Here is a 23,360-nt window from a genome sequence, read left to right on the forward strand (position 1 = left end):
CAGTTGCGGGTAACAGAACTCGTTCCGCTATCAGCAACAAATTGCGGCCAGCGGGTCCCGCTGTCAATACCGCCGTTCGCGCGGGTGGCGCCGGAAGGCCTGTGAAACCGGGCAAACAGGGAGGTCGGCGACAGGAACGTGCAGCACAATCCGCGGATGGACTCCGTCAGCCTGCACACGATGGCGCGCCGGTACCTGATGAGCCGCATCGAGAAGCTGCCGGCGGGGCACGGCGGAACCACCGCCGCGCGGACGATCCAGAAGGCGGTCGACCGCCTCGACCGCGACGACCTCCCGCCGCCCGGGACGCTCGCCGCCGTTCTCGCCGCAGCCGCGGCGGCCCCACTGGACCACTGGCCCGCCGACAGCGGTGAGCGGGAGGCGGTCAGCGCCGAACGCGAGCGGTTCCGCGAGTCGGTCAGGAGCTGGGCCGGCCGCGACCTCGTGGTCGAGCCGCTGCCGTACCGCCGCGTGTTCGGCGAGGAGGAGGCCGCGGCCTGGACCCGCCGGATCGAGGAGCGCTGGGGCGGCGGGCGGCCGCTGTGGGTGCCGCAGATCGACGGCGACGTGCCGGAGGGCCTGCTGGTGCTGCAGACCCCGGCCATGTGGGACGACGGTCCCGGGGTCGAGCCGATGCGCGGGGCCCTGCGGGAGAGGGCACCGCGCCGCGTGATCGAGATCAGGGAACCCGGCACCTCGGGCTCCCTGATCGACTCCGACCTGGTCGAACCGTTCTACACCGGCGTCGAGGCCGTGTGGACCGACGAGACGCTCGACTGGGTCGTCTACGCGTCGCACCACTGGACGGTGGAGGTCAGCGGCACGCTGGTCCCCCGTCTGCGGGCCCTCTGGCCGGACCTCGACGACTGGCTCTGGACAGCTCCCGACTGGTACTAGCCGGCGAAGTACCCGAGCTGCGCCGAGAGATCGGCCGCCGCCGCCGACATCGCCGGCACGATCTCCTGGACCCGCTGCCGCGACAGCCGGTACGACGGCCCGGAGGCGCTCATCGCCGCGACGACCTCGCCGCGGTGCCCGCGCACCGGGACGGCGACGGCGTGCAGGCCCAGCTCCAGTTCCTCGAAGCACGCCGCGAACCCCTGCGACGCGACGGTCTCCAGTTCGGCCAGCAGCCGGTCGCCGTCCACGACCGTGTTCTCGGTGTAGGAGTCGAGCGGCAACGACACCAAGCGCTTGCGCTCGTCCGGCGGGAGGTGGGCGAGCAGGATCTTGCCGGACGAGGTGGCGTGCAGGGGTGTGCGCTGGCCGATCCAGTTCACGGCGGAGACGGCCGCGGAGCCGCGGGCCTGCGTGATGTTGATGGCGACGCCGGCGTCGTGCACGGCGATGTTGACGGTCTCGCCGAACGAGTCCGCGAGGCTCTGGCAGACGGGCTGGCCGAGCTTGGTCAGGTCCATGCGACCGGTGGCGGCGCCGGCCAGGCGCACCACCCCGAAACCGATGGCGTACTTGCCCCTTTCACCGAGCTGCTCCACCAGGCCGCGCGATTCCAGCACGGAGACGAGTCTGGACACCGTGGACTTGTGCACACCCAGCTCACCAGCGATTTCGGTGATACCGGCCTCGCCCTGCGCCAGGAGTTCGAGCACGCTGATGGCCCTGTCCACGGACTGCACCTGAGCTGCCGAGTCGGAGTTGCTCATCGCGCAACAGTAACCGGCAGGCAAAACAACCGGTCGGACTCTTGACGGCGGGTCGTTCGAGTCGCACATTGTGTTGCGTCATTCGGAACGTGTGCCGTTTTACGCAACGGAGGCCGACGATGATCCGCGCCTGCGCTCTCGTGGACCTGCCCCCAGGGGAGGCGGTTCGCATCGTCGGTCCTCGCTCACACGCCGCGAGCTTCGACCTTCGCACCGGTGAGCCGGCCTGTCCGCCCGCCAGAAGACCGGTGAGGCCCCGCTCCGTCCACGTGAAAGATGGAGAGGTCTATGTCGATGCCGAAGTGAACAGGGACGTGGCGTGAAGACGATCGCGATCATCGGCGCCTCACTCGCCGGTCTGAGGTCGGCGCAGGCACTGCGCCAGCAGGGGTTCGACGGGCGGATCGTCGTCGTCGGCGACGAGGTCCACCTCCCCTACGACCGGCCTCCTCTCTCGAAGGACTTCCTCCTCGGCAAGGTCGAGGCGGTGCCGCTCGCGGACCAGGAGGACCTCGACGCGCTGGGCACGGAGTGGCGGCTGGGCGTGCGGGCAACCGGGTTGCTCTCCGGCCGGGAGATCTCGCTCAGCGACGACACGACGGTCGAGGCCGACGGCATCGTCATCGCGACGGGCGGCCTGCCGCGCACGATCCCCGGCACGCACGTCCTGCGCACGCTGGACGACGCGATCAAGCTCCGCGAGGCGATCGGCGGCGCGCAGCACATCGGTGTCATCGGGGCCGGCTTCATCGGGGCCGAGATCGCCTCCAGCGCACGCGCTCTGGGCAAGGACGTCACCGTCGTCGAGGCGCTCCCCGCGCCTCTCACCCGCGTGCTGGGCCCCGAGATGGGTGCCGCATGTGGACACCTGCACGGCGACCACGGATCAACGTTGATCACGGGCATCAACGTTGACTCGGTCAACGTCGACGGCGGGATCAACCTCGCGGACGGCCGCGTCGTCGGCGCCGACGTCGTCGTCGCGGGCATCGGCGCGCGCCCGGCGACGGACTGGCTCACCGGCGGACCGGTCAACATCGGCAACGGCGTCCTGTGCGACGCGGGCGGCGTGACGAACCTGCGCAACGTCGTCGCGGTCGGCGACGTCGCGAACTGCGCCGGGCACCGCGCCGAGCACTGGACGAGCGCGACCGAACAGGCACAGGTCGCCACCCGCAACCTGCTCGCGGGCGAGACCGTCGCGACGCACACCCACGGCGGTTACGTCTGGTCCGACCAGTACGGCGTGCGAATTCAGTTCATCGGGCGAGCGACGGAGGACGTTCGCGTAGAAGATGGGTCCATCGAGGACAGGAAGTTCGTAGCGACCTACCGAGACGGTGCCGACCCGGACGCCGTCGTCGGCATCGTGGCCATGAGCAACGCACGACTCTTCACCCGGCTCCGCCGGAGTCTGAGGTAACGGTCGTCACGGTTTACCGCCACCGGCGACCGGATACACCCGAATGTCCTTCATGGACACTTGATTCAGGGAGGCAGTCCGTGTCGCCGGTGCGGCAGATCATCAACCCCTTCGACCAGAGCGTCATCACCGAGGTCGAGGAGCAGACCCGCGACCAGGCCGTGGCGGCGATCGCCAGGGCGAGAACCGCCTTCGACCACGGCGACTGGCAGCACTCCAGCCCCGAGCACCGCGCCGCCGTGCTGAACCGCGTCGCGGACCTCCTGGAACGCGACAAGGAGGACATCGCCCGCACCGAGACGCTCGACACCGGCAAGACGCTGGTCGAGAGCCGCATCGACGTGGACGACGTCGCCGCCGTGTTCCGCTACTACGGCAACCTCGCCGGCCTGCTGCACCCGAAGATCGTCCAGGGCGTCCCGGCGGACGTCATCAGCCGCATCGACTACGAACCCGTCGGCGTCTGCGGCCTGATCGCGCCCTGGAACTACCCGCTGCTGCAGATCTCCTGGAAGGTCGCGCCCGCCCTGCTGGCAGGCAACACGATCGTGGCCAAGCCCAGTGAGATCACCCCGCTCACGACGATCAAGCTGTTCGAGCTGCTGCAGGAGGCCGGGCTGCCCGACGGGGTCGCGAACCTCGTCCTCGGCACCGGCCAGGAGGTCGGCGCGCCGCTGTCCGAGCACCCCGACGTCGACCTGATCTCGTTCACCGGCAGCCTCGCGACCGGTCAGCGGATCATGGCGTCGGCCGCGAAGACCGTGAAGAAGGTCGCGCTCGAGCTCGGCGGCAAGAACCCGAACATCGTCTTCGCGGACGCCGACCTCGACGTCGCCGTCGACTACGCGCTCACCGCAGCGTTCTTCCACGCCGGCCAGGTCTGCTCGTCGGGCACGAGGCTCGTCGTGCACTCCAGCGTCTACGACGACTTCGTGGACGAGGTCGCGCGCCGGGCCGACCTCATCAAGCTGGGCAACGGGTTCGACGAGGACACCGAGTCCGGTCCCCTCGTCAGCGCCGAGCACCGGGCCAAGGTCGAGAGCTACGTCGAGGTCGCCAGGCAGGAGGGCGCGACCCTCAAGGCGGGCGGCGGGCGTCCGGAGGAAGCCGAGCTGCAGAAGGGTTTCTTCTTCCGCCCCACGGTCTACGCGGACTGCACGAGGGACATGAAGCTCGTCCAGGACGAGACGTTCGGCCCGATCATCACCGCAGAGCGCTTCGAGACCGAGGACGAGGCGGTCGCGCTCGGCAACGACACCGAGTACGGCCTCGCCGGCGGCGTCTGGAGCCAGGACCTGGACAAGGCGCAGCGCGTCGCGAAGAAGCTCCGCCACGGCACGGTCTGGATCAACGAGTTCGGCCCGTACCTGCCGCAGGCGGAGTGGGGCGGCTTCAAGCGCTCCGGCGTCGGCCGCGAGCTCGGCACTGCGGGCCTGCACGAGTACACCGAGCCCAAGCACGTGTACCAGAACCTCAAGCCTGAAGCCCAGAACTGGTTCGCGCGAAGGGACTCCAAGTGACCGCGTACGACTACGTGATCGTCGGCGGCGGTACGGCGGGCTGCGTGCTCGCGGCACGACTCACCGAGGACGAGAACGTCACGGTCGCGGTCATCGAGGGCGGTCCCTCCGACGTCGGCGACGAGAAGATCCTGAACCTGCGCAACTGGATCAACCTGCTGGAGACCGAGTACGACTACGACTACCCGACGGTCGAGCAGCCGCGCGGCAACTCGCACATCCGGCACAGCCGCGCCAAGGTGCTCGGCGGGTGTTCGAGCCACAACACGCTGATCTGCTTCCAGCCGCTGCCGCAGGACCTCGACGGCTGGGGCCACGGCTGGACGTGGGACGCGGTCGGCCCGTACTACGACAAGGTCCAGCTCAACATCATCCCGGTGGTGGAGAAGGACAGGAACCCGATCGCCAAGGACTTCGTGGCGGCCGCGAAGAAGGCCACGGGCGTCCCGGAGATCGACGACTTCAACGCTCGGCCCTTCGAGGACGGCGTCGGCTTCTTCTCCATCGCCTACCACCCGGAGAAGAACAACCAGCGGTCCAGCGCCAGCACCGCCTACGTCCACCCGGTCCTGGAGCGCAGGAACCTGACGCTGCTGCTCGACACCTGGGCGAGCAGGATCGAGTTCGACGGCACCCGCGCGATCGGCGTGCACACCGACAAGGGCTACGTCGAGGCCGACAAGGAGGTTCTGCTCTGCGCGGGCGCGATCGACACGCCGCGTCTGATGATGCTCTCGGGCATCGGCGACGCCGAGCACCTGAGCAGCATCGGCATCGAGCCGAAGCACGACCTGCCCGGTGTCGGCGAGAACCTGCTCGACCACCCCGAGTCGGTCATCGTCTGGGAGACCACGAAGCCGTTGCCGGAGAACTCGGTGATGGACTCCGACGCCGGTCTGTTCATCCGGCGCGACGAGTCCGACCCGCGACCGGACCTGATGTTCCACTTCTACCAGATCCCGTTCACCACCAACACGGAACGCCTCGGCTACCCGAAGGTGGAGCACGGGGTGTGCATGACGCCGAACATCCCCCGGCCGCACAGCAGGGGCAGGTTGTGGCTGAAGTCCAGCGACCCCGCGGAGAAGCCGGCGCTCGACTTCGGTTACTTCACCGAACCCGACGGCTACGACGAGCAGACCCTCGTCGACGGCTTCCGGATCGCGCGCCGGATCGCCGAGCAGGAGCCGCTGAAGTCGTGGCTCAAGCGGGAGATCGCACCGGGCCCGGACGTCACGAGCGACGAGGCGCTGTCCGAGTACGGCCGGAAAGCGGCCCACACCGTCTACCACCCGGCGGGCACCTGCGCCATCGGGTCCGTTGTGGACGGTGACCTGAAGGTCATCGGACTCGAAGGCCTCCGGGTCGTCGACGCGTCCGTGTTCCCGACCATGCCCACCGTGAACCCCATGGTCACGGTGCTCATGATTGGAGAACGCGCCGCGGACCTGATCAAGGAGGCGTGAGTGACGGCGACAGCGGAAGACAGGCTCAAGGATCTCGGCTACACCTCGGAGTTCAAGCGGGACATGAGTCCCTGGGCGAACTTCTCGCTGGGCTTCACCTACCTCTCCCCCGTGGTCAGCACGTACACGTTGTTCGGTGTCGCCCTCGCCCTGGGCGGGCCGCCGATGATCTGGAGCTTCGTCGTCGCGGGCATCGGCCAGTTCCTGGTCGCGCTCGTCTTCGGCGAGCTCGTGGCGCAGTACCCGGTCGCCGGCGGCGTGTACCCCTGGGCACGCCGCCTGTGGGGCAAGCGCTGGGCGTGGATGACCGGCTGGGTGTACATGATCGCCCTGCTGGTCACCATCGCGTCCGTCAGTTACGGCGCGGGTCCATATCTGGCAACGCTTCTCGGGTACACGGCCACGGTCGGCAACACCGTGCTGTGCGCGATCGCGATCGTCGTGGTCTCCACGCTCATCAACTACGCGGGCACGAAGGTGCTGTCGTGGGCCGCCATCTTCGGGTTCGCCGCGGAAATCGTCGGCGCGCTCGTGGTCGGCGTCTGGCTGCTGGTCGACAACCGCGTGCACGGCCTGGGCGTGCTGTTCGACAGCTTCGGCGCGGAGGGGTCGGGCAGCTACCTGCCGGCGTTCTTCGCGGCCGGCATCATCGGTCTTTACCAGTACTACGGCTTCGAAGCGTGCGGTGACACCGCGGAAGAGGTCAAGGACCCCGGCCGCGTCATCCCGAAGGCCATGCGCCGCACCATCTACATCGGTGGCGCGGCGGCCACGTTCGCGTGCCTGTCGCTGCTGCTGGCGGTGCCGGACTTCGGCAAGGTCATCAGCGGCGAGGACGCCGACCCGGTCACGAACGTCCTGACGAACGCGTTCGGCCCGGTCGGCTACAAGATCGTGATCGCCGTCGTGCTGATCTCGTTCCTGTCCTGCACGATGTCGCTGCAGGCGGCGGCGTCCCGTCTCACGTACTCCTACGCCCGCGACAAGATGATCTTCGGGCACCGGGCGCTCGCGAAGTTCAACCCGAAGCGCCACATCCCGCCGTACGCGCTCGCGCTCGCCGGGGTCGTCCCGGTGGTCATCGTGTTCGCGTCGATGCTGTCCACGAACGCGCTGGACAAGATCGTGTCGTTCGCGACGCTCGGCATCTACCTGGGCTTCCAGATGGTGGTGTTCGCGGCGCTGCGGGCGCGGCTCAAGGGCTGGACGCCGTCCGGCGAGTTCACGCTCGGCCGGTGGGGCCTGGCCGTCAACGTCCTGGCGCTCGCGTACGGCGTCGCGGCGATGGTGAACATGGTGTGGCCGCGCACGCCGGACGCGCCCTGGTACGACAACTACGTCGTGATCCTCAGCGGCGCGCTCGTGGTCGGCATCGGCCTGGTCTACATGTTGATCGCCAAGCCGTTCGGCAACTCCGACGCGGCGGCGGGCGACGCGGTGCCGGCCGGGGAGCCGCTACCCCTGCAGGCGAAGTAGGCGCAGGGCGAGCTGCACCTCCAGCACGCGGTCCGGCGACTGCCAGTCGCCGAGCAACGACGAGACCCGGTCGAGCCGTTGCGTGACGGTGTTGACGTGGAGGTGCAGCTCCGCCTTGGCACGGCTGAGGTTCGCGCCGCAGCGGAAGTAGACCTCCAGCGTGTGCACCAGGTCCGTGCCGCGCTCGGAGTCGTAGTCGAGGACAGGCCCGAGCACCGAACGCACGTACCCGGACACGTCCGCCCTGTCGCCCAGCAGCACGCCGACGAACCCCAGGTCGGCCATCGTCGCGGCGTCCTTGTCCCGGCCCAGCTGCCGCAACGCCTTCAGGCACCGCCGCGCCTCCTCGTAGGCCGCCGCGATCGCCACCGGCCCCGCGACCGGCCCGCAGGCGCCCACCGTCGCGTCCAGCGCCTTCGCCACCTCGCGGGCGACGTGCGTGGACACCGACGGCAACGCCAGCACGACGTCCCGGCCGCGCGACCCGGCCAGTCCCCTGTGGACGGAGGCGTAGTGGGTGGCTCCGGACAGGTTCCCGTCCGCCACCAGCACCACGTGCGGGTCGCTCAGCTCGACGCCGACCCGGCGCGCCCGCGCGAGCAGCCCGGCGGCGTCGCGGCCGTCCAGGATGTCGGTGATCAACTCGCCGCGGACCTTGTTCTCCGCCTCGGCCACGGTCCGGCGCAGCAGCAGCAACAACGCCGTCACCGCCGCCGACCGCTCGAACACCCGCCGGTCCGCGTCGGACAGGTCCGGGCGGCCCGAGAGGGCGATCCCGCCCAGCAGCTCCGAGCCGGCCAGCACAGCGCACACCCAGACGCCGGACAGCAACACCGCCCGCCCGTTCGCCCGCACGGCGGCGGGAGGCACGGCGTCGAGCACCTCGACCGGCCCGCCGAGCAGCTCCCCCACCGCCGCCGCGACCTCGGCCGAGGAACCACCGCGCAGCACCAGGTCCGTGAGCCGGTCGTGCGCCTCCTCCGCCCGTTTCATGGCCTCGTTGTGCGACTGGATCGTCGCGAACAACGACGCCGTGTCGATGGCGATCGCCGCGTGGTCGGCCAGCGACTGCAGCAGCGCGACCTCCTCGGCGGGGAACTCGCGCGTGGTCCGGTCGGCCGCGTACAGCACGCCGATGACCTTCGAGTCGAGCTTGAGCGGCACGCCCAGGATCGCCGTCAGGCCCTCGTCGCGCACCGCCGAGTCGATCGGGTTCGTGTGGTTGAACCGGGCGTCCGCGAAGTAGTCGGACGTCGCGTACGGCCGGGCGGTCTGCGCGACGAGCCCGCCCAGGCCCTCGCCGAGCCCCAGCCTGACCTTCTGGAACAACGGCGAGAACGACCCGTCCGTCACCCTCATGTAGGTGCCGGCCGGGTCGTTCATCGACAGGTAGGAGACGTCCGTGCCGAGCAGGGTCCTGGCCCTGCGCACGATCGAGCGGAGAACCGCGTCCGGGTCGCGCATGCCCGCGAGCTCGGACGCGGTCTCGAACAACGCCGCCAGTTCGGCCTCACGCCGTCGTGTCACACCCCAACCCTGTCATGTTCCTCCAGGTCCGCACCACGGGTCTCGCGGGCGAGCGCGATCGCGACCACGGTGATCACGCAGGTGATCAACACGTAGACGGCGATGGGGAACGACGACCTGTACGCCTGCAGCAGCGCCGTCGCGATCAACGGTGCCAGCGCGCCCGCCACGATGGACGCCAGCTGGTAGCCCACCGACGCACCCGAGTACCGCACCCGCGTCCCGAAGAGCTCCGAGAAGAACGCCGCCTGCGGCCCGTACATCGCGCCGTGCAGCACCAGGCCGACCGTCGTCGCCACCGTGATCAGCACGGGGTCCCTGGTGTCGAGCAGCGCGAAGAACGCGAAGATCCACGCCGCCATGCCGACCGCGCCGACGAGGTAGATCGACCGCCGCCCGAACCGGTCGGACAGGTGGCCCCACACCGGGATCGTCACCAGGTGCACCGCCGAGGCGATCAGCACCGCGTTGAGGCCCACGGACTTCGACAGGCCGAGGCCGGTGACCACGTAGACCAGGATGAACGCCGTGATCACGTAGTACGACACGTTCTCGGCGAACCGCGCGCCCATCGCGATCAGCACCTCGCGCCAGTTGTGCTTGAGCAGCTCCAGCGCGGGCGCCTTCTCCGGCTCCGGGCCCCTCTCCTTCGCCGCCTTCTCCTGTGCCGCCAGGAAGACCGGCGACTCGGACACCGACAGCCGGATCCACAGCCCGATCGCCACGAGCACACCGGAGAGCAGGAACGGGATCCGCCAGCCCCACGCGAGGAAGTCCGCGTCCGACTGCACGGCCGCCAGCACCGCCAGCACACCGGTCGCGAGCAGGTTGCCGCACGGCACGCCGGCCTGCGGCCACGACGCCCAGAACCCGCGCCGCGCGGGATCGCCGTGCTCCGACACGATCAGCACGGCCCCGCCCCACTCGCCGCCGAGCGCGAAGCCCTGCACGAGCCGCAGGAAGGTCAGCAGCAACGGCGCCAGAACACCGACCGACGCGTACGTCGGCAGCACGCCCATCAGCATCGTCGCGCCACCCATCAGCAGCAACGACAACACCAGCAGCTTCTTGCGCCCCAGGCGGTCCCCGAAGTGGCCGAAGACGAGACCACCCAGCGGCCGTGCCAGGAAGCCGATCGCGTACGTGGTGAACGCGAGCAGCGTGCCCGTCAGCGGGTCCGCGGTCGGGAAGAACAGCTTGTTGAACACCAGGGCGGCGGCCGACCCGTAGAGGAAGAAGTCGTACCACTCGACGGTCGTCCCGATGAGCGAGGCGCCTACCACTTTTTTGATCATCGACAACTCCTCATTGAGCTGACCAGCCGCCATCGACGGCCAACGACGTACCGGTGACAAAACTGTTGCCGCACAACCACAGCACGGCGTCGGCGACCTCGGAGGGTTCGATCAGCCGCTTCACCGCGCTGCGCTGCAGGAAGATCTGCGACGAGACGTCCGCCTCGGAGATGCCGTGCACCCTGGCCTGGTCCGCGATCTGCTTCTCCACCAGCGGGGTCCGCACGTAGCCGGGCGCCACGCAGTTCGACGTCACGCCGTGCGGAGCGCCTTCCAGGGCGGCGACCTTGGAGAAGCCCTCCAGGCCGTGCTTGGCCGCGACGTAGGCGGACTTGAACGCGGACGCGCGCATCCCGTGCACGCTGGAGATGTGGACGAGCCGTCCCCAGCCCCGTGAGTACATGTGCGGCAGCACGTGCCGGGTGAGGCGGAACGCGGCCCCCAGCATGAGCTCGACCATCGCCGAGAAGCGCTCGGCGGGGAACTCGTGGATGGGCGCGACGTGCTGCACGCCGGCGTTGTTGACCAGGATGTCGATCTCGCCGGGCAACGCGGCCACGGAACCGGTGAGGTCGAGCACGTGGCCGACACCGCCGAGTTCTTCAGCCACCGCCAGAACTCCGGGATCGCGGTCGGCCAGGTGAACCTTGGCACCCGCGGAGGCCAGTGCGCGGGCGCAGGCCAGGCCGATGCCGCTCGCGGCTCCGGTGACCAGCGCGCTGTGACCCGTGACACTCGACATGCCGGAAACGGTAGGCGTCACCCGCGGTGATCAACATGTGGCAGGCCCACATAACGCCTGGTCACAAGATGGCTTTAGCCAACATTTAGCGTCTTGGAGGCATATCTGGCGAATGGACGGGGTACAGGGGCGTAAGCTCCCGTCACCTGAACGGGGGAAGATCCGCAAGAGGGGGCTACACCATGTCCACAACGCCTATTTACGACGACCTCCTGCGCGAGCTCGAAGGCATCGCACAGGAGGCCGGTTCGACCAGCTCGGAGCCCACTCCCGAGCCCGTCAAGTCGTAACGGGGACTACTTCGGCGGCGCGATCAGCTCGGCGGGGACCGGCTGATCCTTGCTGATCAGGTCGAACAGCTGCGACGCCTTCTCCTTGTTCCACTGCACGACCGAGCCCGCACCGGGCACCGTCGGCGTGCCACCGACCGGCACCGTGCCGCTCGTCGCGTCGCTCATGTTGAGCGCGACGCTCGCCAGGTGCCACACGTGGTCGTCCTCGTTGACCGACACCGAGCCGGACGCCGCGTTCATCAGCGGGATGACGCGGAACGGGTTCGCGAGCGTGGCGGGGCTCTTCACCTTCTCGAAGAGCGCCGACAGGAACTTGCGCTGGTTCTGCACGCGCTGCAGGTCGGCGGTCGCGAACGCGCGGGTCCGCACGAACCCGAGCGCCTGCGGCCCGTCGAGCTCCTGGCAGCCCGCGGGCAGGTCGATGCCGGCCAGCGGGTCCTTGATCGGCTGGTCGAGGCAGATGTCGACGCCACCGACCGCGTCGACCATGTCGGAGAACCCGCCGAAGCCGATCTCCATGTAGTGGTCGATCCGCACGCCGGTCGCGCCCTCGACGGTCTGCACGAGCATCTGCGGCCCGCCGAACGCGTAGGCCGCGTTGACCTTGTTGCGGCCGTTCTGCGGGATCGAGACGTAGGAGTCGCGCGGAATCGACAGCAGGACCGGCTTGGCGGCGCTGTTGTCCGGCAGGTGCAGCATCATGATGGTGTCGGTCCGCCGTCCGGCGGCGTCACCGGTGGCCAGCGCGTCCTTCTGCTCCTGGGTGAGGCCCTCTCGCGCGTCCGATCCGACGAGCAGCCAGGTGGTGCCCGGCGTCTCGGCGGGACGGCCCTCGTAGTCCGGCAGCGCGTTGATCCGCGTCAGCGTCGAGTCGACGTAGAACCCGAAGCCGACGGTGCCCAGAACCAGGACGAGCAGCAGCACCAGGATGACGCGTCCCGGACGCCTCTTCTTCCTCATCGGCCGCTGCGGCGGCATGGGACGCCGCGGCTGCTGGTAGCCGTGGTGATACCCAGCGCTCATGTGTCGCCAACCCCGATCGCATTAGTTTCGCTTTGCAACTGAGGACGTCGTTCGCCGTCTCAGGTTGCGAGGAACCTACCGGGGCGGCAGCACCAACGCCTCGAAGAGCCGGGTGACCTCGGCCGACGGGTCGTCGGTCCAGCCCGTGTGAGCCGGTGAGGTCTGCACGATCGTGCTGCGCGGCGCGGTCAGCCAGCGGAAGCGCTGCCCCACCGTCGTGCGGCTGACCGGACCGGCGGCGGCGCTGCCGTCGCACGAGTTCGTCAGGTGCGCGAGGCTGCTCTCCAGCACCTCGACGTCGAGGTGCGGGTCCAGCACCCGCAGCCGCTCACCGTCCACATAGGTCTTCGCACACAGGAAGCCCAGCGGCGCGCAGTAGACGATGACGCCGACGTTCATGAACTCGCCACGCTCCTGCCGCGGTACCGCCCGCAGCAGCGCGTACTCAAACACGTGCGGCACGCGCGGCCTCCAGCGAGTCGACCCAGCCGCGGTTGGTCAGGCGGTAGGTGAAGAAGTCCTTGTAGCGCCGGCGCAGTTCGGCCGGATCGCCTTCGAGCCACTCGTCGGGAACGAGCGCGAGCACCTCGTCGAGCAGCTCCGGCGTGACCTTCCCGGCCATCTCGCCGTCCACTTCGGACAGAGCGCCCGCGTTCGGCAGCATCGCGTGGTCGGACGAGTCGTACCGGTAGTCCTTCGTGGCCGGTCGTTCCTCGCTCCACGAGTAGTGGAAGTACAGCGCGGCCCCGTGGTCGATCAGCCACGGTTCGCGGTGCCACAGCAGCATGTTCGGGTTGCGCCAGCTGCGGTCGACGTTGAGCACCAGCGCGTCGAACCAGAGCAGCCTCGTCGCGAGGTTGGCGCCGGGGTCGCGCACGACCGGGTTGAAGTCGAACGAGCCAGGCAGGTAGTCGAGCCCGAGGTTGAGGCCGCCGCTCGCGCGCAGCAGCTCCTGGACCTCCTGGTCGGGTTCCGCGCGTGCCAGCTCCGCGTCGAGGTGCACCAGGACGATCTCGGGTATGCGGAAGCCCAGCCGCCGGGCGAGCTCGCCGACGACGACCTCGGCGACGAGGACCTTCACGCCCTGCCCCGCGCCGCGGAACTTCACCACGTACATACCCAGGTCGTCGGCCTCGACCAGCCCCGGCATCGACCCGCCCTCGCGGAACGGCGTCACGTACCGGGTGGCCGTGACCTCTCTCAGAGAACTCCCTGCCACATCCACTGGCGCATGATCACACGAAGACCGCCTGGAAGCCGAGCAGGATTCCGCCCCAGCCCGCCCACACCGTCGCGCGCCGGGTGCGGGTCGTGATCCCGGTCACCACCCAGGTGCCAGGCGAGCAGGCGCACCGGCGGCTCCCAGGCCTTCACCGTGCCCTGGGGCCTCGACGCGGGTCGGGGCGCTGAGCGCCGCGAACGCCGTTCGGTGGGCCTCCACGAACGACGAGTGCGCACTCACCCGAGGCCGGAAGTCAACGCCCTGAAGTAGGCGGCCTGCCCGGCCCTGTTCGGGTGGTAGGAGTCGGCGGTCGGGTCGACCAGCGCGGTGATCCACGGCTCGTCCGCGCACACACCGTGGTCCGCAAACGCTTCCCTCACGTCGACGTACCGCGCGCCGGCGCGTCCGGCCGCCTTCGCGATCTCGTCGGACAGCTGGTCGGCGGCGTCGTTGAGTACCGCGCGCTTGGCACTCGACATCGTCCGGCAGTCGTCGGCCGGTGTGAACAGCCGCGGGTAGCCGACCACGACCAGCCTGGCGTGCGGTGCCGCCTCCTTGATCGTGGCGTAGGTCGTGTCGAGCCGGCCGGGCAACTGCGCGTGGATGAATTCCACCGCCGTGCCGGCCTTCTCGGCGCAGGCCCTGTCACCGCTCAGGGTGCAGGTCGTCAGCACGTCCGCGAACCCGAGGTCGTTGCCGCCGATGGTGATCGTGACGAACGTGGTGTTCGGTGTCAGCGCCCGGACCTGGGACCTGAGCGACCTCGTGGTCGCTCCGCTGCACGCGACGAACTTGAACGACGGGAACTCCTCGCCCTGCAACGCCGGGTGGGCGTGGGCGCTGCGGCGGCACGAGCCGTCCACATAGGAACCGGCGCCCGCGCCGGACGCGTAGGAGTCGCCGAGTGCGACGTACTCCGGGGCGACCGGCACGGGCGCCAGCAAAGCGACAGCGAGTACTCCAGCCACAAGACCCATGAACCCGGAGTACCACTGTGGACGGTGGACCTGAAGTGCGTTAACCCAGTCGTGTCGGCAGCACGCAGACCGGGATCGCGGTCTGCAGCGGCGTGCCGGACGGGGTCAGCCTGCCTGTGGCCTTGTCCACCGCGAACGACGTCACGTTGTTCGAGTTCTGGTTGGCCGCGAACAACAACGACCCGGTCGGGTCGAACGTGATGTGCCGCGGGTACTTGCCGCCGACGGCGGTGGTGCCGGCCATCGTCAGCCCCGTACCGGTGACCGCGAAGAGCGCGATGCTGTCGTGCCCGCGGTTCGACAGGTAGACGTACCTGCCGTCCGCCGAGACCAGCACCTCGGCCGGGTAGTTCGTCGGGCCTCCGGACGGCACGGTCTTGAGCACCTGGCCCGGCGTGAGCGTCCCGTTCGCGTAGGCGCAGGTCACGATCGTCGAGTCCAGCTCGTTCGCCACGTAGGCGGTCTTGCCGTCCGGGTGGAACGCGATGTGCCGCGGCCCGGCGCCCGGCTTGACCTTGGCCTGCGAGACCTGGGTCAGCTTCCCGCCGGTGAACGAGTAGACGAACACCGAGTCGGCGCCGAGGTCGACCGCCGCCGCGTACCTGCCGGCCGTGTCGAACACGATGTGGTGCGCGTGCGGGCCTTCCTGGCGTTCCTTGTTCGGCCCGGACCCCTTGTGCTGCACCTTCTGCGTGCGCGCGCCGAGGCTGCCGTCCGCGTTGACCGGGAACACGCTGAGCGAGCCGGACGAGTAGTCGGCCGTGATCAGGTGCTTCCCGGACGGGTCGAGCGTCAGGTGGCACGGGTCGGCGCCACCGGTGGCCTGCTTGTTGATCACCTTCAGCGTGGCCGCGTTGATCGCGGTGACCTCGCCCTGGGTGTTCTCGTTGACGGCGTAGAGGAACCTGCCGTCGCGCGACTCGATGACGAACGACGGGTTGACCACGCCGCTGATCACGCCGGTCGACTTCAGCTGCCCGGTCACGCTGTCGTAGGTGCCGATGCCGATGCCTTTGGCGCCGCCGCTCCACGTCGTGTAGGCGCCGAAGAACACTCTCCGCGTGGCGGCTGCCGCCTCAGCGGTTCCTCCGGTCATCAGCAGTCCAGCTCCCATGCCCATGGCTCCGAGAAAACGTCGCCGGTCCACACCCACGTCCGCACCTCCGGATGTACCTTTGCGGCGGCGGTGCAGCCCACACTGGCCCAGACCACTGCGGTCAGGCAATAGGTGCAATCAAGATTGCGTCTAGCGCAACGGGTCGTTCGCGATCAGCCGGGCCTTCTCGGCCTCGAGGTCGAAGGCGGGCGGCGGGAACTTCGGGTCCATCTCGCGCAGGGTCTCCAGCAGCAGCCTGCTGACCGCCCAGTTCCGGTACCACTTGCGGTCGGCCGGGATCGCGTACCAGGGCGTGTCCCGGCAGTTCTTCAACGCCTGGATGTACGCGTCCTGGTACTTGGACCACTTCGACCGGACGTCGATGTCGGCCGGGTTGTACTTCCAGTTCTTCCTCGGGTCGTCCAGCCGCGCGAGCAGCCGTTCCTTCTGGACCTCCGGCGAGATGTGCAGGAAGCACTTGATCAGCGTGATGCCGGAGTCCGCGAGCTCGCGCTCGAACGTGTTGATCTCCTTGTAGCGGGTGCGCAGCTCGGCGGCGGTGATCAGGCGCTCGACCTTCGGCACGAGCACGTCCTCGTAGTGCGAGCGGTCGAACGCGCCGAGGCGGCCCTTCTCCGGCAGGACCTTGCGGATGCGCCAGAGGTAGTGGTGGCGCAGTTCGGCGGCGGTCGGCTTCTTGAACGACGCGATGCGCACGCCCTGCGGGTTCACCAGGCCCAGGACGTGGCGGACCACGCCGCCCTTGCCCGAGGTGTCCATGCCTTGCAGGACGAGCAGGACCGCGCGGGAGTTCTCCGCGTAGAGCGCCTCCTGCAGCCCGTCCAGCTCGGCCCCGGTGGCGGCCAGGTCCTCGGCCGCCTCCTTCTTGTTCCCGGGACCGACGGGCCGGCCGGCGGGGTCGAGGGTGGAGAGATCCACCTCTTCGAGTCGCAGCGCGTCACGAACCGACTTCTTCGCCATCATCTGACCGTAGCGATTCACCGCTGATTCCGCCCGCTGTGCAAGCAACAACCACTGATTGATGAATCTACGCAACAAACTGATGCAGTGCGCAACGCTTCACGGTCGATATCGCTTGTAGACCCCCTTAGCCTTGGAGGATGACCGCCATCGCTGCCCACCACACCGCGGGAACCATGAACCTGGCTAGCGCTGACTACATCGCCCTCGACGAGGAATGGAGCACGCACAACTACCACCCGCTGCCGGTGGTCATCTCGCACGGCGAGGGTTCGTGGGTCACCGACGTCGAGGGACGCCGCTACCTGGACTTCCTGTCCGGCTACTCGTCGCTGAACTTCGGGCACCGCCACCCCGCCCTGGTGGCCGCCGCCGTCGAGCAGCTCGGCCGCGTCACGCTCACCAGCCGCGCGTTCCACCACGACCAGTTCGGCCCGTTCTGCCGCGAGCTGGCCGCCCTGACCGGCACCGAGATGGTGCTCGCGATGAACTCCGGCGCCGAGGCCGTCGAGTCCGCGATCAAGGTCGCGCGCAAGTGGGCGTACCAGGTCAAGGGCGTGCCGGAGGGCACGGCGGAGATCATCGTCGCCGGCTCCAACTTCCACGGCCGCACCACGACGATCGTGTCGTTCTCGACCGACGAGACCGCGCGCAACGACTTCGGCCCGTTCACCCCCGGCTTCAAGGTCGTCAAGTACGGCGCGCTCGACGAGATCGAGTCCGCCATCTCGCCGCGCACGGCCGCCGTGCTGCTGGAGCCCATCCAGGGTGAGGCCGGCGTCGTCGTGCCGCCCGCCGGGTACCTGGCCGGGATCCGCCGCCTGTGCGACGAGAACAACGTGCTGATGATCGCCGACGAGATCCAGTCCGGCCTCGGCCGCACCGGCGAGCTGTTCGCTCTCGACCACGAGGGCGTGCGCGCCGACCTGTACACGCTCGGCAAGGCGCTGGGCGGCGGCATCCTGCCGGTGTCCGCGGTGGTCGGGTCGCGCGCGGTGCTGGGCGTGCTGAAGCCCGGCGAGCACGGGTCGACGTTCGGCGGCAACCCGCTCGCGTGCGCCGTGGGCCGCGCGGTCGTGGGGCTGCTGGCGACCGGCGAGTTCCAGCAGCGCTCGCGGGAGATGGGCGCGTACCTGCACGCCGAGCTGAACAAGCTGGTCGGTCACGGCGTGGCCGAGGTGCGCGGGCGCGGGCTGTGGGCCGGCGTCGAGATCGCGCCCGGCGGCCCGGTCGGCCGCGCCGCGTCGGAGGCTCTGGCGACGCGCGGCGTGCTCTGCAAGGAGACGCACGCCTCGACGTTGCGCGTCGCGCCGCCGCTGGTGATCACGCGGGACGAGATCGACCTGGGTGTGCGAGCGATCGCCGAGGTTGTTCGTCCCGTTTAGGGTGATTTCTACTCATAGCCAGGTCACAAATGCGGCGGACGGGCCACCTGGGCCGTCCGCCGCATGCATCATGACTCTTATGGGTGAACGGGTGCGTGCTGAGGCCGCTGCCGCGCTGGGCAGATGGGTTGAGCCGGAAGAGGTCTACGCCGAGGGGCGCGCACTGCGGTCCTCAGTGGACTTCAAGGCGCACCGAGCGATGTCGCTGGCGCGCTCGCGACCGTCCGTGCTGGAGTTCATGCGCGCCAGCAACGAGGGCCGGCTGGAGCACCTCGTCCCGTTGCGGGTCGGCCGGATGCTCCAGAACCCGTTCGCGTTCTTCCGCGGCGCGGCCGGGCTGCAGGCGGGCGATCTCGCCGCCGGTTGCTCGACGGGCCTTCACGCTCAGCTGTGCGGTGATGCACACGCAGCGAACTTCGGCCTCTACGGCACGCCCGAGGGCCAGATCGTCATGGACATCAACGACTTCGACGAGACGCTGCCCGGTCCCTGGGAGTGGGACCTCAAGCGGCTCGTCGCCTCGCTGGTGCTGGCCGGGCGCGTGGGCGGCGTGTCGGACAAGGGCTGCCGCGACGCCGCCGAGGACGCCGTGAGGGCGTACCGGGGCACGATCCGGCACCTCGCCGAGATCCCGTTCATGGACTCGTGGACCGCTCTGGGCGACGAGTCCACGCTGTCGAAGGTGAAGGCCGACGACCTGCTCAACGACTTCTCCAAGGCCGCCGAGAAGTCGCGCAGGAACACCAGCGCGAGGTTCGCGGCCAAGTGGACCACGCACGACGGCGAGAAGTGGCGCTTCGTCACGAACCCGCCCACGTTCACCGAGGCCACTCCCCCGACGAAGGCGGCCGTGATCGCCGCGCTGCCGTCCTACGTGGACACCCTGCGCGAGTCGCGGACGAACCTGATCATGCGCTACGGCGTGTCGGACGTGGCGTTCCGCGTCGTCGGCACCGGCAGCGTCGGCCTGCGCAACTACCTGATCCTGTTGCACGGCAACGGCTCCGAGGCCCTGGTGCTGCAGGCCAAGGAGGCCAGGCCGTCCGCGCTGCAACCGTTCCTGCCCGCCGAGCCCGCCAAGCACGAGGGCAAGCGGATCGTGCACGGCGCGCGGCTCGTGCAGGCGGAGACCGACATCCTGCTGGGCTGGACGACGATCGAGGGCCGGCACTTCATCGTGCGGCAGTTCCGCAACCGCAAGGGCGAGATCGACGCGACCACGCTGAAGCGCGACGACCTCGACGACTACGGCCGCTTCGCAGGCGCGCTGCTGGCCCGCGCGCATACCCGGTCCCTCGACCCGCGGCTGCTGGCCGGGTACTTCCAGAACGGCGACGGCGACGACCTGGACGAGGCCTTCGCCAAGTACGCGTTCGACTACGCCGACCAGACCGAGGCGGACCACGCCGAGCTGGCCAGGCTGGTCAAGAACGGGAAGCTGCCCGCGACCGCCGAGGTCCGCTGACGCGCCTTCAGGCCCTCACTCCGGAGTTGACCTAGCCTGGCGGTATGAAGATCCGCCGCGCCGCCTCCGCCGACGACGTGTTCGCCGCCGCGCACCTGTTCGACGCGCCGCCGCGGCCGGACGCGACCGCCCGGTTCCTGGCGCAGGATCACAGCCACCTGCTGATCGCCTACATCGGCGACCAGCCCGCCGGGTTCGTCTCCGGGGTGGAGACCACGCACCCGGACAAGGGCACCGAGATGTTCCTCTACGAGCTGGGCGTGGACGACGCGTTCCTGCGCCGCGGCATCGGCACCGCGCTGGTCGAGGCGTTGAAGGTCCTTGCGGTGGAACGGGGTTGCTACGCGATGTGGACCGGTACCGCCGCCGGGGACACGGCGGCGCAGGCGACCTACCGGAAGGCGGGCGGGGCGGTCGACGACGGCGCCTTCGTCAGCTGGGAGCTGTGACCGCGTCGACTTCGCCCCTCCCCGCCTGTCACTTGGTGAGGTACAGGTACTCGATCCTGCACTGCGTGCAGCCGGTCTGATCACCCTTGTTGAAGGTGTGCACCTTGGTCTGGCCGTCGGCGGCGTCCCAGAAGGTGAACCAGCCGCTGTTCGCACCGGCGTTGAACCACGTGATGCCGTCCAGCTCGAGCAACAGCATGTCCGGGCCCGAGTTGTTGTAGCAGTACTTGTCCTTCACGTCGTGGTGGCGGAAGAACGCGGTGAAGTCGGTGCGCGCGTCGCACACCCCCTGATCGAGGATCCGATTGACCGCCGAGGCCGGAGCGGCGAAGCCGAGGAGGCTCACCACCACCGCGAGCAGGCTGACGATCGACAAGCGGAGTTGCACATAGGTCCGCTACGTCCAGACCGGTTCGTCCACTTCGGACACCAGGCCGTCCGCCCGGAAGTGCAGGAACCGGTCGAAAGACTTCGCGAACCACCGGTCGTGCGTGACCGCGACGACCGTGCCCTCGAAGTCGTTCAGCGCGTTCTGCAAGGCCTCCGCCGAGGCGAGGTCGAGGTTGTCCGTCGGCTCGTCGAGCAGCAGCAGCGTCGCCCCGGACAGTTCCAGCAGCAGGATCTGGAACCGCGCCTGCTGCCCACCGGAGAGGTTCTCGAACCGCTGGTCGCCCGCCTGGTGCAGGCCGTAGCGCTGCAGCACCGACATCGCCGCGCCCCGGTCCTTGCCGCCGCGCTGGCCCTCGCCGTGCCAGAGGATGTCCACGAGCGTGCGGCCGAGCCATTCCGGGTGCTCGTGCGTCTGCGCGAACAGGCCCGCCACGACCCGTGCGCCGAGCTTCCACCTGCCGGTGGTCTTCACGTCGTCGCCGCCGAGCAGCCGCAGGAAGTGGCTCTTGCCGGAGCCGTTCGCGCCCAGCACCGCGACCCGGTCGCCGAAGAAGATCTCCTGGGAGAACGGCTTCATCAGCCCGGTCAGCTCCAGGTCCTCGCACGTGATCGCGCGAACGCCGGTGCGGCCGCCTTTCAGGCGCGGGGTGACCTTCTCGTCCTGAGGGATCTCCGGCGGCGGGCCCGCCTGCTCGTACCGTTCGAGGCGCGCGGCCATGACCCGGTACTTCTGAGCCATCACCTCGGAGGACTTGGCCAGCTGCTGGAGCGTGCGGACGAGGTCCTTGAGCCGTTCGTGCTCCTCGTTCCAGCGCCGGTGGTCTTCCAGCAGCCTGTCGATGCGTTTCGCCCGGGCGCCGTGCCACGTCCCGAACGAGCCCGCGTGCGTCCACGCGGAACGCGCCTCGACCGTGACGACGTGCGTCGCGGCGGTGGACAGCAGCTCACGGTCGTGGCTGACGACGAGAACGGCCTTGTCGGTGGCGCGAAGACGGTCCTCCAGCCAGCGCTTGCCGGGGACGTCGAGGTAGTTGTCGGGCTCGTCGAGCAGCAGGACCTGCTCGTGGCCGCGCAGCAGGGTCTCCAGGACCAGCCGCTTCTGCTCACCGCCGGAGAGCGTGCGGACCTCGCGGAACCGGGCCCGGTCGTAGGGCAGGCCGAGGGCGGCGACGGTGACGGTGTCCCAGAGGACCTCGATGTCGTACCCGCCCGCCTCGCCGTAGCCGGAGAGGGCGTTCGCGTACCGCATCTGGGCGGCTTCGTCGTCGGTGTCCATCAACGCGAGCTCGGCGTCGTCGAGCTCCTTCGCCGCCACTCGCAACGCTTCGGGGGCGACCGACAGCAGCAGGTCGCGCACCAGCGAGTCGTCGCGCACAGAGCCGATGAACTGCGGCATCACCACCAGCCCGCCCTGTACGTGCACGCTGCCCTGCTTCGGGGCGAGCTCCCCCGACAGGATCCGTTGCAGCGTCGTCTTGCCGGCACCGTTCGCGCCGACGAGCGCGACCACGGTCCCGCCGCTCACCTTGAACGAGACGTCGCGGAACAGCTCCCTGCCGTCGGGCAGGACGTACGCGAGGCCGTTCGCCTCCAGATAACCCACGCCCGTGATGGTCGGGGTCGCCGAACGGGAACGCCAGCGAGTTTCCGATCAGCGCAGGCGGAGCGGGTACCTGCGCAGCACCAGCACGCCGGACGTGACCAGCAGGCACTGGAAGGCGGGGCCGAGCGCGCCGATCACCGTCAGCAGCACCGTGAGACCGCCGAAGACGACAAGGAGGGAGTAGAACAGCCAGGGGCGCACCTGGCGGTTCATCGTGCGGGCGAGTCTCGGCTCGTCCGCGAGCAGCCGCTGTTCGATCTCCTCGAGCGAGCGGCGTTCGGCTTCACTCAGCATCAGTGCCTCCGGAGGACGTCGGGACGTCATCATTCCCGCCCGCCACCCAGTGGATACTCGAACGCCGCCGGAGTCAAACCCGAGAAAGCGCGACCAATCGGCTGACGGCACGCAGGTACTTCTTGCGGTAACCGCCGCGCAGCATCTCCTCGGTGAACAGCTCCGAGAGCGGCTGCCCCGACACCGCCACCGGGATGTCGCGGTCGTAGAGCCGGTCGCCGAACGCCACGAGCCTCAGCCCGACGCTCTGGTCGGGCGCGGGCTTGACGTCCTTGAGGTGCACGGCGGTGACGCCGTCGAGCAGCCGGCCGTACTTCGACGGGTGGATGCGGGCGAGCGCCTTGCAGAGGTCGTCGAAGTCGTCGAGGGTCGAGCCCTCGGTGTTCGAGGCCTTGACGACCAGGTCGGTGTCCGACATCGGCGCCGGGGCCTCGGGCAGACCGCGGTGGCGGTAGTCGGGGCCGTCAACGCGCACGACGTCGAACTTCGAGGACATCGACTGGATCTCGCGCAGGAAGTCGGCGGCGGCGAACCGGCCCTCACCGAGCTTGTCCGGCAGCGTGTTCGAGGTGGCCGCGACGTGCACGCCGGCCGCGATCAGCTCCTTGATCAGGCGCGTGACCAGCATCGTGTCGCCGGGGTCGTCGAGCTCGAACTCGTCGATGGCGAGCAGCTTGTGGCCGGACAGCCTCTTCACGGCCTCGGGGAAAGTCAGGACGCCGACCATGTTCGTCAGCTCGACGAACGTGCCGTACGCCTTCGGGCCGGGCACGGCGTGCCAGAGCGAGGCGAGCAGGTGGGTCTTGCCGACGCCGAAGCCGCCGTCGAGGTAGAGGCCGAGCTTGCCCTCGTCGGAGTCCCTGGACCCGAACAGCGACCACTTCCTGCGACGCGTGCTGACCTGCGCGGCGAACAGGCGGCCCGCCTCGACCGCGGCGGCCTGCGAGGGCTCTTCTGGGTTCGGGATGTAGGTGTCGAAGCTGACCGAGTCGAACCTCGGTGGCGGTACCAGGCCCTCGATCAGTTCGTCGGCACCGATCTGGGGATCCCGGTCGGACAAGCGCATGCC

General features: G+C 69.3%; 22 protein-coding genes. 8 read left to right on the forward strand and 14 right to left on the reverse strand.

Translation table 11 applies throughout. The features are described from left to right. The first annotated feature begins 156 nt into the window (after window positions 1–156). On the forward strand, window positions 157–897 hold the full coding sequence (locus ORI60_RS38605) for a hypothetical protein (RefSeq protein WP_266042976.1): 741 nt from the start codon (window positions 157–159) through the stop codon (window positions 895–897). On the opposite strand, the gene ORI60_RS38610 is transcribed toward ORI60_RS38605, so the two are convergent. Further along, window positions 894–1,664 (reverse strand): IclR family transcriptional regulator, encoded by a 771-nt coding sequence (locus ORI60_RS38610; RefSeq protein WP_266042977.1) that lies wholly within the window; start codon window positions 1,662–1,664, stop codon window positions 894–896. The genes ORI60_RS38605 and ORI60_RS38610 overlap by 4 nt on opposite strands. 319 nt (window positions 1,665–1,983) lie before the next feature. Between ORI60_RS38610 and ORI60_RS38620 the strand changes: the two genes are divergently transcribed. The 4 genes from ORI60_RS38620 (at window position 1,984) to ORI60_RS38635 (ending at window position 7,549) form a co-directional block, all read left to right on the forward strand. Further along, window positions 1,984–3,087 (forward strand): NAD(P)/FAD-dependent oxidoreductase, encoded by a 1,104-nt coding sequence (locus ORI60_RS38620; RefSeq protein ID WP_266042979.1) that lies wholly within the window; start codon window positions 1,984–1,986, stop codon window positions 3,085–3,087. Window positions 3,088–3,167: 80 nt separating this feature from the next. Beyond that, entirely contained in the window at window positions 3,168–4,607 is a 1,440-nt protein-coding gene (locus ORI60_RS38625) for an aldehyde dehydrogenase family protein (RefSeq protein ID WP_266042980.1), read from the forward strand. Then, the gene (locus ORI60_RS38630) at window positions 4,604–6,073 is read left to right on the forward strand and encodes a GMC family oxidoreductase (RefSeq protein ID WP_266042981.1); all 1,470 of its coding nucleotides are present in this window, start codon (window positions 4,604–4,606) and stop codon (window positions 6,071–6,073) included. Before ORI60_RS38625 ends, ORI60_RS38630 begins: the two co-directional genes overlap by 4 nt. After that, on the forward strand, window positions 6,074–7,549 hold the full coding sequence (locus ORI60_RS38635) for an APC family permease (RefSeq protein WP_266042982.1): 1,476 nt from the start codon (window positions 6,074–6,076) through the stop codon (window positions 7,547–7,549). On the opposite strand, the gene ORI60_RS38640 is transcribed toward ORI60_RS38635, so the two are convergent. The 9 genes from ORI60_RS38640 to ORI60_RS38680 all read right to left on the reverse strand — a co-directional run bounded on the left by ORI60_RS38640 (window position 7,529) and on the right by ORI60_RS38680 (window position 16,705). Next, window positions 7,529–9,076 carry a helix-turn-helix domain-containing protein gene (locus tag ORI60_RS38640; protein ID WP_266042983.1) on the reverse strand — a complete coding sequence of 516 codons (1,548 nt, stop codon included), beginning with the start codon at window positions 9,074–9,076 and terminating at the stop codon, window positions 7,529–7,531. The two genes, ORI60_RS38635 and ORI60_RS38640, sit on opposite strands and share 21 nt — an antisense overlap. Then, complete coding sequence (locus ORI60_RS38645; protein WP_266042984.1) at window positions 9,073–10,371, reverse strand: MFS transporter; 1,299 nt, start codon at window positions 10,369–10,371, stop codon at window positions 9,073–9,075. The genes ORI60_RS38640 and ORI60_RS38645 overlap by 4 nt, the downstream gene beginning before the upstream one ends. 10 nt (window positions 10,372–10,381) lie before the next feature. Continuing rightward, window positions 10,382–11,113 carry a 3-hydroxybutyrate dehydrogenase gene (locus tag ORI60_RS38650; protein ID WP_266042985.1) on the reverse strand — a complete coding sequence of 244 codons (732 nt, stop codon included), beginning with the start codon at window positions 11,111–11,113 and terminating at the stop codon, window positions 10,382–10,384. Between the two features lie 296 nt (window positions 11,114–11,409). Beyond that, on the reverse strand, window positions 11,410–12,429 hold the full coding sequence (locus tag ORI60_RS38655; RefSeq protein WP_266042986.1) for an LCP family protein: 1,020 nt from the start codon (window positions 12,427–12,429) through the stop codon (window positions 11,410–11,412). A 75-nt stretch (window positions 12,430–12,504) separates the two neighbouring features. Next, window positions 12,505–12,891, reverse strand: a complete 387-nt coding sequence (locus ORI60_RS38660) for a DUF3037 domain-containing protein (protein ID WP_266042987.1) — start codon at window positions 12,889–12,891, stop codon at window positions 12,505–12,507. Then, window positions 12,875–13,654: a HipA family kinase gene (locus ORI60_RS38665; RefSeq protein WP_266042988.1), complete on the reverse strand. Its 780-nt coding sequence runs from the start codon at window positions 13,652–13,654 to the stop codon at window positions 12,875–12,877. The genes ORI60_RS38660 and ORI60_RS38665 overlap by 17 nt, the downstream gene beginning before the upstream one ends. A gap of 233 nt (window positions 13,655–13,887) precedes the next feature. After that, on the reverse strand, window positions 13,888–14,628 hold the full coding sequence (locus ORI60_RS38670; protein ID WP_266042989.1) for an SGNH/GDSL hydrolase family protein: 741 nt from the start codon (window positions 14,626–14,628) through the stop codon (window positions 13,888–13,890). Between the two features lie 40 nt (window positions 14,629–14,668). Then, window positions 14,669–15,748, reverse strand: a complete 1,080-nt coding sequence (locus tag ORI60_RS38675) for a lactonase family protein (RefSeq protein WP_266042990.1) — start codon at window positions 15,746–15,748, stop codon at window positions 14,669–14,671. A 126-nt stretch (window positions 15,749–15,874) separates the two neighbouring features. Continuing rightward, window positions 15,875–16,705 (reverse strand): PPK2 family polyphosphate kinase, encoded by an 831-nt coding sequence (locus ORI60_RS38680; protein WP_266042991.1) that lies wholly within the window; start codon window positions 16,703–16,705, stop codon window positions 15,875–15,877. Between the two features lie 140 nt (window positions 16,706–16,845). Here ORI60_RS38680 and rocD point away from each other — a divergent pair, with 140 nt between their 5' ends. The 3 genes from rocD (at window position 16,846) to ORI60_RS38695 (ending at window position 20,004) form a co-directional block, all read left to right on the forward strand. Continuing rightward, window positions 16,846–18,090, forward strand: coding sequence for an ornithine--oxo-acid transaminase (rocD, locus tag ORI60_RS38685; RefSeq protein WP_323055991.1), 1,245 nt, complete (start codon window positions 16,846–16,848; stop codon window positions 18,088–18,090). A gap of 79 nt (window positions 18,091–18,169) precedes the next feature. Then, a complete protein-coding gene (locus ORI60_RS38690; RefSeq protein ID WP_266042992.1) occupies window positions 18,170–19,555 on the forward strand; it encodes a DUF2252 domain-containing protein in 1,386 nt (461 codons plus the stop codon). A gap of 44 nt (window positions 19,556–19,599) precedes the next feature. After that, a complete protein-coding gene (locus ORI60_RS38695; protein WP_266042993.1) occupies window positions 19,600–20,004 on the forward strand; it encodes a GNAT family N-acetyltransferase in 405 nt (134 codons plus the stop codon). A gap of 28 nt (window positions 20,005–20,032) precedes the next feature. On the opposite strand, the gene ORI60_RS38700 is transcribed toward ORI60_RS38695, so the two are convergent. The 4 genes from ORI60_RS38700 to zapE form a co-directional block, all read right to left on the reverse strand. Then, the gene (locus ORI60_RS38700; protein ID WP_266042994.1) at window positions 20,033–20,392 is read right to left on the reverse strand and encodes a hypothetical protein; all 360 of its coding nucleotides are present in this window, start codon (window positions 20,390–20,392) and stop codon (window positions 20,033–20,035) included. Between the two features lie 9 nt (window positions 20,393–20,401). Beyond that, window positions 20,402–21,997 carry an ABC-F family ATP-binding cassette domain-containing protein gene (locus ORI60_RS38705; protein ID WP_266042995.1) on the reverse strand — a complete coding sequence of 532 codons (1,596 nt, stop codon included), beginning with the start codon at window positions 21,995–21,997 and terminating at the stop codon, window positions 20,402–20,404. A 48-nt stretch (window positions 21,998–22,045) separates the two neighbouring features. Next, the gene (locus ORI60_RS38710) at window positions 22,046–22,291 is read right to left on the reverse strand and encodes a DUF3040 domain-containing protein (RefSeq protein ID WP_266042996.1); all 246 of its coding nucleotides are present in this window, start codon (window positions 22,289–22,291) and stop codon (window positions 22,046–22,048) included. A 73-nt stretch (window positions 22,292–22,364) separates the two neighbouring features. Then, entirely contained in the window at window positions 22,365–23,357 is a 993-nt protein-coding gene (zapE, locus tag ORI60_RS38715) for a cell division protein ZapE (RefSeq protein WP_266042997.1), read from the reverse strand. Window positions 23,358–23,360 lie beyond the last annotated feature (3 nt).

The organism is Lentzea sp. NEAU-D7, from assembly GCF_026242055.1.
Classification (GTDB): domain Bacteria; phylum Actinomycetota; class Actinomycetes; order Mycobacteriales; family Pseudonocardiaceae; genus Lentzea.